At 41.4% G+C, this 11,563-nt stretch carries 7 protein-coding genes and 1 pseudogene; 4 read left to right on the forward strand and 4 right to left on the reverse strand.

Features of this window, described 5'->3' with window-relative positions; all coding sequences use genetic code 11:
• From DP116_RS29005 to DP116_RS04185, 4 genes and pseudogenes are all read right to left on the reverse strand, one after another.
• A pseudogene (locus DP116_RS29005) lies at positions 1 to 429 on the reverse strand (ABC transporter ATP-binding protein); the annotation flags it as partial.
• Positions 430 to 494: 65 nt separating this feature from the next.
• The gene (locus tag DP116_RS04175) at positions 495 to 845 is read right to left on the reverse strand and encodes a lasso peptide biosynthesis B2 protein (protein ID WP_169153973.1); all 351 of its coding nucleotides are present in this window, start codon (positions 843 to 845) and stop codon (positions 495 to 497) included.
• 334 nt (positions 846 to 1,179) lie between these two features.
• Positions 1,180 to 2,118, reverse strand: a complete 939-nt coding sequence (locus DP116_RS04180) for an RluA family pseudouridine synthase (RefSeq protein WP_169153974.1) — start codon at positions 2,116 to 2,118, stop codon at positions 1,180 to 1,182.
• A 2-nt stretch (positions 2,119 to 2,120) separates the two neighbouring features.
• Positions 2,121 to 2,831, reverse strand: a complete 711-nt coding sequence (locus DP116_RS04185) for a Uma2 family endonuclease (protein ID WP_169153981.1) — start codon at positions 2,829 to 2,831, stop codon at positions 2,121 to 2,123.
• Positions 2,832 to 2,984: 153 nt separating this feature from the next.
• On the opposite strand from DP116_RS04185, the gene DP116_RS04190 reads away from it, so the two are divergent.
• The 4 genes from DP116_RS04190 to DP116_RS04205 form a co-directional block, all read left to right on the forward strand.
• Complete coding sequence (locus tag DP116_RS04190) at positions 2,985 to 4,154, forward strand: sigma-70 family RNA polymerase sigma factor (protein ID WP_343038249.1); 1,170 nt, start codon at positions 2,985 to 2,987, stop codon at positions 4,152 to 4,154.
• 19 nt (positions 4,155 to 4,173) lie between these two features.
• Entirely contained in the window at positions 4,174 to 5,358 is a 1,185-nt protein-coding gene (locus DP116_RS04195) for a DUF1822 family protein (RefSeq protein WP_169153976.1), read from the forward strand.
• A 221-nt stretch (positions 5,359 to 5,579) separates the two neighbouring features.
• Positions 5,580 to 8,012: a CHASE2 domain-containing protein gene (locus tag DP116_RS04200; RefSeq protein WP_169153977.1), complete on the forward strand. Its 2,433-nt coding sequence runs from the start codon at positions 5,580 to 5,582 to the stop codon at positions 8,010 to 8,012.
• Between the two features lie 190 nt (positions 8,013 to 8,202).
• Positions 8,203 to 11,563: two-partner secretion domain-containing protein (locus tag DP116_RS04205; RefSeq protein ID WP_169153978.1), on the forward strand; the 3,361-nt coding region annotated here is incomplete at its 3' end.

Genomic DNA, 11,563 nt, shown 5'->3' on the forward strand with positions numbered 1-11,563 from the left:
CTTCTGGAGAAGCTGTAGTTCGTCGTAAAACTCAGGGTCTTCAAAACGGCTCAGGTCTGGAAAAGTATCCGCTTTACGCATTAAAAGTAAGTTGATGTGAGCCGTGAGTTTATCGCTGAGATTTCCCCGAACTGCTGCTATCCAAGGACTCAGGAGCACCTCTAGTAGCAAAGCCCCTATCCATCCAGCCACTAAACTCCCAATGAGTACATTGCCTAATTCTCTGCCTTGAGTCAAAGCTGTTGCTATCGTATCTACCACTCGCTTGCTAATCCAGATACTCAGTGCTGGAACAAGCCCTTGTAACAGAATAGCGACGGTGAGAAAGACTGTTTCCCTTGGTGCTGCTGTCCATAAAAATGGTAGAGAACGGAAGAAAGCTTTTGTATAGCTACGTACAAGCTCAAGCCAGCTTCTGAAATCAGTCATCAATTCAACCCTTGTTTGTGTGGCTTCTAATAAAGATGAATCTTTTATTATTCTTAATTTAAAGCCTAAGCTGCAAGCAATTTTCTGAAGTGGTGTTGAAAGTTATTCACTTCACGGAAGGGTTTACCACCAATTTCTACCCATGCATGCGCTTTAATCGGTTCAGTAGCTACACCCACACACCACGTTGACGATAGACCTTTAGTCAGAGCAAAAAGCACATTAGAACCGTCAACATTAGAAGCTGTTAGCTTGTAAATTTGTTTAGATGGTAGATTAAACTGGCGCTTTAGGAAAGCTTCCACATGGTTAATATCACGCACGCATCCCTCAAGGCTTTTATAAGAAGCACCATCGGGTAATCTATTAGGGAGATAACAATCAATACCTATTAGCAAAGCGTACAAGTAGCTCATTCGTTAATAACCTGTAGACGTTTTCAAGGGTAGGTGTGAATGAATTTAGTTGGTTGAAACAACCGTAAATCCTTACAATTTATATAGATGTAAACAAAAATAACTTATGCAGTTTTGAAAAACCCCAGAGAACATTTATGGCAATAGCCATAAAGGTTAGTCTAGGTTTCTCAATGGCGCATTTGTAAGGCTTTAAAATAAAGCGCCTTTTGTCAATAAGTTAAAATACTCGATTTATAAGTGAGTACGCTTATATTTGATGTACATCAATTGCCATAAAGGTTTGGAGTTTCGGACCGCGAACTAGTCAAAACTCCAGTGAGTATTATCTTAATTAAAATTGAGACATGCTAAATCGTCGCCTGAGAACTTCCAACAAAGTTGTAAACTCCTGTGGAGGAGGTGCAGTGACTTCGATCCATTCTCCAGAAACTGGATGCTCTAACCTCAGTCGCCAAGCGTGAAGTGCTTGACCTGATAAATTCACACCAACGGAACGACCGGAACTATACACAGGATCGCCAACAATAGGATGACCGATATGGGTGCTGTGGACACGAATTTGATGGGTGCGTCCGGTTTCCAGTTGGAAGTGCATCAATGTATAGTTGCCAAAACGCTCTTTCACTTTCCAGTGAGTAACTGCAGTTCTTCCCCCTTGTTCTACTGGAACAACCGCCATTTTTTTGCGGTCAACTGGATGACGACCGATGGGTAAGTCAATGGTACCGCTTTCTGTTTTGGGTACGCCGTAGATAATGCCGAGGTATTCTCGCCGTGCAGTTTTTGCTTTGAGTTGACCTTGTAGATGTTGATGGGCGTGTTCTGTTTTGGCTATTGCGATCGCCCCCGTTGTATCTTTATCCAATCGATGGACAATTCCCGGACGTTGGACTCCCCCAATTCCTGGTAAATTAGGGCAGTGAGCTAAAATAGCGTTGACTAAAGTACCGTCTTGATGACCTGGTGCGGGATGGACGACTAACCCAGCGCTTTTGTTGATGATAAGTAGGGAGTCGTCTTCATAAAGAATGTCGAGAGGAATATTTTCTGGTTGGAGTTCTAGAGGTTCAGGTTCTGGTATTTTTATGGAAATGCGATCGCCTGTTTTGACAGCAGTTTTCTTGGATGTGCAAACATTGTCATTTAGTTGGACATTATTTTGTTCTATGAGTTGTTGAATGCGCGATCGCGATAAATTTGGTAATTCTTGGGAGAGGTAGCGATCTAGGCGATCGCTATTTTGTTTGACTTCTAGATAAAATTCGTTCACACTTAATTTGGATTCACTCCTCGTTCTTGAAGTAAAGCACGGAGTGCTTGTAGTTCGGCCTCAGCTTTTTCTGCTCTAGCTTCAGCTTTTTCTGCTCTAGCTTCAGCTTGTTCTGCCCTAGCTTCAGCTTGTTCTTGTTTCTGCGCTAGTTCCAAATAGGTAAGAAACCGTTGTCCATCAGGACGATAAATCTGAAGTTCGCCGTCTGACATTTCAAAGCGTATGCTTAGACGAGGACTCACCCAACCGATCATTTGCTCAATTTCTGCTAATTCATCACCAGAGCGTAACCAACCAGTCAACTCACCTGTGTCTGGATCATACAAGTAGTATTCTTCCACACCATAGCGCTCATAAAATTTGTATAAACTTATCATCTCTTTGGCGCTATTGCTAGGGGAAAGAATTTCAAACACGACTTGTGGGGGAATGTTGTCTTCTCGCCACTGTAAATAGGAACCTCGGTTTCCTTTTGGTCTGCCGAAGACAACCATAACATCAGGTGCTCTGCGAATGATGTTGTTGCCCTCAATAGGATACCACAGTAAGTCCCCTGCAACGAACACATTCGGGTGATTGTCAAACAGCAGATCCAAGTTTTTTTTAATGAGTACAATCAACTCAAATTGCTTTGTATTGTCTGCCATTGGCTGTCCGTCGCTTTCCGGGTAAATGATATCTCTTTGGTTGTAAGATGATAGCTGAGTAAGCATTCCAGTAAATCCTATTCTTGCACGTGGCATAGTTCATTTTAACGAACGCAAGTGCGTGTGCCTGAACGCCAACACCAAGAAGGCATGCTATTTGCAGTCCCGCTCAATTTATATTTTTAATTGCTTATGCGTCCTCGCCAAGAAATTACGGATATGTTCTCAACATTCATGCAGTTGGAAGGAGACAGATTCAGCAAATGGTTAACTGATACTAAACTGTATAGAAATATCCAAAATCACTTGGGGCGTTCGTCAGAAGCACTGAAATCAGAAAACTTTTGGGCGCTTTACTGGCACAAGCACTGGCGCTCTAGATCCAATAATCTTGCCAGAATGCATTTGTCGGCTTATTTACAAGAACCATGTTATTGGGCGGCTTCAAAAACAGTTGCCAAATTTACGAACAGCCAATATAGTCTAGCTGATTACTTCCAAATGGCGATCGCAGAAGTCGAAATAATTCTTAAAGACTTCAATCCGGAAAAATGCTCTAGTTTAAAAGCCTACGCCATTATGGCAATTCCCAGTCGGCTGAGAGATATTTTACGCCAACGCAAAGAAGCTAATCTTTGCACCAATTGGGCATTGTTACGCAAAGTGAGCAAAAAGCTGCTTAGTGAAGCTCTTAGTGAAGCTGGATTATCACAAAGCGCAATTGCTCAATATCGCTTAGCTTGGACTTGTTTCAAAGAACTGTACGTCCAAAACCAACCAGGAGGTAGCAGTAAGTTACCAGAACCGAATCGTCAACTTTGGGAAGCTATTACTAATCTCTACAACCACCAACGCCAAAGCCAACTCACTCAACCTACTGAGCAACGCAACGCACAGACAATTGAACAGTGGTTAAATCAGACAGCTCTCTACGTGCGAGCTTATCTGTTTCCACCTGTGAAATCTCTAAATGCTTTTAAGCAAGATGATGACACAACAGTAACGCTTGATTTGCCAGACCCATCCTCTGACTCACCAATGGCTGATATGATAGCCGCAGAGGATGTGCAAAATCGACAAAACCAAATATCTCAGATGTTTTCTGTATTGTTAAAAGCTTTACAGAACCTGGATTTACAAACCCAAGAAGTACTTAAGCTTTACTATCAACAGGGACTCACTCAACAACAGATTATGCAACAGTTGCAGATGAGTCAGCCTACGGTGTCTCGCAGACTGGTTAAAGGTAGAGAATCAATACTTGCAGCACTGATTAAGTGGAGCCAGGATTTGAATATTTCTATTAATTCCAACCAAATTAAAGATATGAGTCTTGCTTTGGAAGAATGGCTGAGAAACCAGTATGGTGAGTACAACATAAATCCGTAGTTTTCATAAGGTAGTAAAAATGACTTGCGCGTTTGCAGATCCAAGAGAATGGTTGTTAGAAATATCACCAACAATTCAGGCGCAATCCTGGCAGCAAAGCCAGATTTTTGCCACGCCTAGCAGTCGCTGGTGCGCTTACATAAATCAAATTTGTCTCCATGCCTTCTTGGATTGGATCTCAACTGAAGATTTTCCCCAAGCGAGTGTTTGGTATACTTCCCCTGGTACGCCAGCTTTTTGGGAATTTGTCAATGGCACAGCAATTTTGTTAGAGGGGAGGCGAGTCGTGTTGATCCCCAGTGAGGCAATTGATGATAGCGAGTTAGAAGTTCCTCAGGAATGGGTGGACATTCCCAGTTGGGCAGCAGACTACTATTTAGCAGTGCAAGTCCAACCAGATGCCGAGTGGGTGCGAATTTGGGGTTACACAACTCATACTGAACTGAAATCTCTGGCTCACTATGACTCAGTGGATAGGACTTATTGTATAGATGCACGGCATTTGACAAAAGACCTCAATGCTTTCTCTTTGAGCTATCAATTTTGTGGAGAAGAACAGATGAAAGCTGCAATAGCTCCGTTACCACAATTATCCACCCAACAAGCAGAAAATCTTGTGCTACGGTTAGGCAATTCCTATGTGACTTTCTCTAGGCTTGGAGTGCCATTTGCAACTTGGGGAGCACTACTAGAGAATGAGCAGTGGCGGCAGCGTTTGTACCAACAACGACAGCAGTCACAATCTTCCCAAGTGCAAGTGAATCTCAGTCGTTGGCTGGAAGGTATATATGATAATACTTGGGAAGCAATAGAAACATTTTTCCAGTTAAATTCCAGTAGTCTAGCTTTCAATTTTAGGAGTAGCTCTGGGCTAAATGTTAGTAGTATCAAACGAGCCAAGCTGATTGACTTGGGAATGGAAATAGAGTCTCAAAAAGTGGTGCTATTAGTTGCCTTGATACCAGAGGATAGCCAACAAGTTAGTATTCGCGTGCAACTTCATCCAACGGGTGCAGAATCTTATTTACCTGTTAATATCAAGTTAGCTTTGCTTTTAGAGTCAGGGGAAATTATTCAGGAAGTGCAAGCAAGAGTTCAAGATAACTATATACAATTGAAACGCTTTGATGGAGAAGTAGGAGAATGTTTTAGCATCCAAGTTGCTTTTGATAGTTACCAGATAACAGAAAATTTTGTTATTTAGTCATTAATCATTATATTATGTTCAGATGAACACTTATAAAAAACGAATCACCTCACCCCGCCCTCCGGGCACCCCTCTCCTTATTAAGGAGAGGGGATGGGGGTGAGGTCTTTTTATTGTAATTAATCAAACGAACTTGATATTAGTCATAAGTCAGAACGTTAATGACAAATGGCTCTTGGACAAATGACAACTAACAACTCACAACTACCAAACAACAAATGAGTAAGCTAGTCGTCTTCAGCTTGTTGGGAGGAGACTTAAATCAAGGATTTCCTGTTGTCACGGCTCAACTTTGGCATAATAACCAATTTTTCAAAATAACAGGGAGTCTGCCAGCCATACCGGAACTCAGCGAACTCTATAAAAGGTGGCAGTTACTCTACGAAGCTGTCCATCAACGTTTGGGCAGCAATCAACGTATAAAAGTGCATTCACAAGATATTACTAATATTTCTGTGAATGACTTCGAGCAAGTGTGTCAACAGCTACAAGCAAATATCAATGCTTGGTTGAAATCTGAATCATTCCAAAATATTGAGCGACAGCTACGGACTCTACTCAGTCGAGATGATGAAATTAGAGTTATTATTGAAACAAATATAGCTTTACTGCATCGCTTACCTTGGCATCTGTGGGATTTTTTTGAGGATTACCCGAAAGCTGAATTAGCTTTGAGCAATCATGAGTATGCATCTCCTCAGGTAGTGCGAAAATCTCCTACAGATCAAGTCAATATTTTAGCAATTCTAGGTAACAGTTTTGGTATTGATATTGAGAAAGACCGCTCTTTGTTGCAAGGTTTAACAGATACTCAAACTACGTTTCTTATCGAACCAACACGGAAAGAACTTGACGAGCAACTGTGGAATCAGGATTGGGATATTCTGTTTTTTGCAGGACATAGCGCTAGTATTGCAGATGGAGAGATAGGGGAAATTTATATTAATCAAAGCGAGAGTTTAACAATTTCCCAGTTTAAGAATGCACTGAAGGCGGCAATTACACGCGGTTTAAAACTGGCAATTTTCAACTCCTGTGATGGAATTAGTTTGGCACGAAATTTGGCTGATTTGAATATTCCCCAAATAATTGTGATGCGAGAAGGGGTACCAGATTTAGTCGCACAGGAGTTCTTGAAAAACTTTCTTGTCGCTTTTGCGGGTGGGAAGCCATTTTATCTGGCTGTGCGAGAAGCGCGGGAAAGACTTCAGGGATTGGAGAATGACTTTCCTTGTGCTAGTTGGTTACCAGTCATCTGCCAAAATCCTACAACTGTTCCGGTAACTTGGCAAGAACTGCGCAGTGGTTGGGGTGATACTGAAACTGGCAGCGAAGTTTCGACGAAAAGCAGAATTTCGACTCGAAGGTGCAAACTTTGGACTGTACTGCTGAGTACTGTTATTGTGACTCTTTCAACAATAGGTCTGAGATACTTCGGGCTTTTTGAAAAACTTGAACTGCAAATCTTTGACCAAATGCTACTCCTGCGACCAAAGGAAGAGTTAGATCCAAGATTGCTCGTTGTTGAAATCACCGAAAAAGATATTCAATCCCCACAAGAGATGATCACAGGAGTGAAATCCATTTCTGATAGTACGTTAGCTAAATTACTCAACAAATTACAAAAGCATCAACCGCGAGTTATTGGATTAGATATTTATAGAGATTTTGCTGACCCCCTTCGGCTACGCTCAGGGCAAGCCCCAAATAAGTCAAAGCCAATACAACTCCCCACTGAACTGAGCAAAGAAAATGTGGTAGTTGTCTGTAAAGGCAGAGATCGTAAACACGACCCCCAAGGTGTTAAACCTCCATTAGGAGTACCTGAAGAACGTCAGGGTTTTACCGATGCAATTCAAGATCCAGATGGTATCGTTCGTCGTCAAATTTTGATGATGGCACAAGAGCCTTCGTCTCCCTGTACAACGCCTCACTCACTCTCGTTACAATTGGCTGCTCGCTACTTATCTTACGAAAATATTAAACCTGATTTCAATGAAGATTATGTACAGTTTGGTTCTAAAGTCTTTAAACGCTTAAAGCCTGGTCGCAGTGGTGGCTATCAACAAACAGTTGTAGGAGGAATTCAAATACTTGTCAACTACCGTGATGTAGATTACGAAAGAGTTTCTCTGGAAGATGTATTGAGTGATAAAGTTAACTCTGATTGGCTCAAAGATAAAGTAGTTCTCATCGGGGTGACAGCTAACACCGTCAGCGATACTTGGTCAACTCCCTACTCTGCTGCCCAGCAAAATTACCAGAAAATACCAGGCGTATTTATACAAGCGCAAATGGTCAGCCAAATTTTGAGTGCAGTTTTAGACAAACGTCCTATTCTTGGGGTTTTGCCTTTCTGGTGCGATATTCTCTGGATATGGGGATGGTCGAGTGTGTCTGGTTTGATTGTTTGGCGCTTTCGTTCGCACTCAGATAAGGGATGTGCCATATTTGTGATAGTTATCATTTTATATGGAGTTTGTGCGATCGCTCTCTGCGCGGCTCCCTTTGGAAGCATCGCCATTTTTAAGCAAGCAGTATGGTTACCATTTATTCCCTCAGCCTTTGCTGTAGTTACAAGTGGTGTTGTTGTGTTATTTATTCAACGTCGTCGGGAATTTTCCAGTACTCCACAATTTTTAGTTGAATAAAACGACAAGAGTAAACCATCCTTGACAGGTTAAGATCATAAACAATTTGTCAATAAGTAATAGTGCTTAAAATTTTTATGCAATTCTTTCTAGTTATGAATTAATAAAAAAGTGCATAAGTCGATCGCCCTGACATCTATACCTAATTGAGGATTCACTCGCTAAATTTCCTTCTTAATAGGAGAGTGCAATGTCTGGGGTATCTATACGTTTGTACTGGTGGCAAAGTTTAGGAATTGTGATTGGCAGCGTAATAGCCTTATATACAAATAGCGCTCGCGCCCAAATCACGCCAGATGGGACTCTGCCAAATAATTCCAACGTCAGATTAGAGGGTAACACTAGAGTTATTGAAGGTGGAACAACAAGAGGCGCTAATCTGTTCCACAGCTTCTCTGAGTTTTCTGTTCGCACTGGCGAGACAGCTTTGTTCAATAATGCACGGGATATTCAAAACATTATTAGTCGAGTAACGGGTAAATCTATCTCTGAGATTAATGGTTTAATCAAAGCTAACGACGCAGCGAACCTGTTTCTAATCAATCCCAATGGAATTATATTTGGACCAAATGGCAGCTTAGATATTCGCGGTTCTTTTGTTGCTACAACAGCCAACGCTTTAGGATTCGGTAATCTAGGCAGCTTCAGCGCTACAAATCCAGAAGCACCTTCACCGTTACTGACGATTAACCCTTCAGCTTTTTTATACAACCAAATCACTACAGGAGCAATTCAAAATAACTCAGTTGCACCTGCTGGTCTTCATTTAGCAAATTTTGAAACATTTGGTTTGCGAGTACCCGATGGTAAAAGCTTATTACTAATCGGTGGTAATGTAACGATGGATGGTGGACAATTAAATGCTTATGGTGGACGAATCGAATTAGCAGGATTAGCTGGTCCGGGAAATATAAACCTTATCATTGATGGCAACACTTTTAGTACTCAAGTACCTGAATTGCCACGAAGTGATGTATTTTTGAATAATGGAGCGATCGCTAATGTTGCTTATGCCAGTGGTGGTAGTATTGCAGTCAACGCACGCAACATAGATTTATTAAAAAACAGTTCAATCAATGCTGGTATCGAGACAACTTTGGGTTCAGCAACTGCAAAAGCAGGAAATATTACTCTTAACGCCACGGAAGCAATTAGGATAGAAGAGCAAAGCGAAATTAGAAATCAGGTTCGCCCGAATGGCATCGGGAATGCTGGTGATATTAATATTACTACTGGCTTATTGTCCGTAAAGGGCGGAGCTAGAATTTACACTAGTTCCTTCGGTCAAGGTAATGCCGGGAATATCAATATAAATGCTCGCACACAAGTCTCTTTTCTAGATGGAAGTTTTGGCTGGACTACTTTAGAACCTACAGGTGTAGGAAAAAGTGGAGATTTGCAGATTCAAGCTGATTCTGTATCAATTGGTAACGACTCTCAATTAAAGGTTAGTACTTTAGGTACGGGAAATTCTGGCAATTTAACAATTGATGCTCGTAATACCGTTGATTTTTATAATAATTCCTTGGCCTTAAGCCAAGTTGAAAAAGGAGAAGGTAATGGCGGTATCATAAAAATCAACACGGGTTCACTTGCACTGAATAATAATTCGTTTCTTAGTGCTAGTACCATTGCAAAAGGAAATGCGGGTAGTGTGCAAATACAAGCTCGCGATGCTGTCTCCTTTGCAAATAGTAGAGCGTTTACCACAGTCCAAGAAGGCGGCAAAGGAAATGGAAATGACCTTTCAATCCAAGCAAGGTCAGTCTCGGTTACTAATGGATCATTTTTAACAGCAGGTACTTTTGGTGAAGGCAACGCGGGTAATGTAATAATTGATGCTGCAGATTCAGTTATATTTGATGATAAAAGTTATGCTGCTAGCAGCATAGGTTTGGAAGGATATGGGGTAGGATTAGGCAACGGAGGAATAATAAAAATCTCTACAGGTTCGCTTCAGCTCGCCAATCAAGCCAAATTAACAGCAGAAAGCTACAGCAGAGAAGGAAAAGCAGGTAATATCATCATTAATGCCCGCGATACCGTCTCTTTATCAGATGGAAGTTCTATAAAAACCCTGTTAGGAGGAGGAATCAAGGGTCAAGCAGGTGATATAAGCATTACCACAGGTTCACTCTCAATTGCCAGTGCTTCCTCGCTCCAGGCTGATACTTTTGGACAGGGAAACGGCGGTAATATTAATATTCAAGCACGAGATAATGTGTCTTTTATAACTGAGGGAGGAGCTTATAGTCGAGTACAACTAAATGCCATTGGTACGGGAGGTGATATAGATACTAAAGCAGATTCTTTGACGCTGAGTGATGGTTCTTTTGTGGCAACAAGCACTCTAGGGCAAGGAAATTCTGGCAATGTAACTATTAACGCCGCTAATGCCGTTAACTTAAGTGGAGTCAACCAAAAAGGTTTTCCAGGAGGTATTTACAGCGAAGTTGCGACCGATAAACCAAATAGTAATGGAGGCAATGTAAATATCACTGCTAGATCATTGAAAGTCACTGATGGTGCGCTCTTGGCTACTCGTACAAATGGTAATGGAAATGCTGGTAAGGTCAATATCAACGCGACTGATTTTGTTTTATTTGATGGTGTAAATATAAAAAACGTTAATGGTGACATTAAAATAAACAGAAGTGGTGCCTATAGTCTTGTGTTCCCTCTAGGAACAGGTAGGGCAAATGATATTAATATTAATACAGACTCACTTTTTTTGCGAAATGGTGCGAACTTGCGCGCAGGCACGGACGGAGTAGGGAATGCAGGAAAAATAAATATTATTGCCCAAGATATGGTATCTATCGATGGAGCAAGCAGCAATGGATTGCCAAGTAGGATTGAGACTCAGGTAATAGAAAATGCTGTGGGCAATGCAGGTAATGTTGATCTTAGAACTAGATCACTTCTTATTACCAATAGCGCCGAACTATCTAGCAGCAGTCAGGGAAATGGAGCAGCAGGCAATTTAACGGTAAATGCTAATTTGATTAGTCTTGACAACCGAGGTAAAATTTCAGCCAATACGATTGCACGAGAAGGCAATATAAATCTAAATCCCAGAGATTTATTAATAATGCGTCGTAATAGTGAAATCACTACTAATGCTTCTGGAACAAATATTACTGGTGGCAATATTAAAATTGATGGCAAAAATGCCTTTGTTGTTGCAGTTCAAAATGAGAATAGTAATATTCGTGCTGATTCTGAAAACTTTCGTGGTGGAAATGTCACGATTAATGTAGCTAACATCTTTGGTTTTCAATCCCAAACAACATCATTCCCGCAAACGAGTAGCATTACTGCAAAAGGAGCAACGCCAGATTTAAGCGGCAATGTGCAAATTAACACACCTGAAGTAGACCCCACTAACGGTTTAATCGAACTCCCTACTAATCTTGTTGATGTCTCGCAGCAAATTTCCACCGCCTGCACTCCTGGAAGTCGGCAAAGCCAAAGTTCTTTTGTGTCAACAGGGCGTGGCGGACTACCCATGAGTCCCACTGAACCATTACAAGATACAAGCACTCTATCAG

Origin of the sequence: Brasilonema bromeliae SPC951 (assembly GCF_012912135.1) — a bacterium.
In the GTDB taxonomy this organism is placed as follows: domain Bacteria; phylum Cyanobacteriota; class Cyanobacteriia; order Cyanobacteriales; family Nostocaceae; genus Brasilonema; species Brasilonema bromeliae.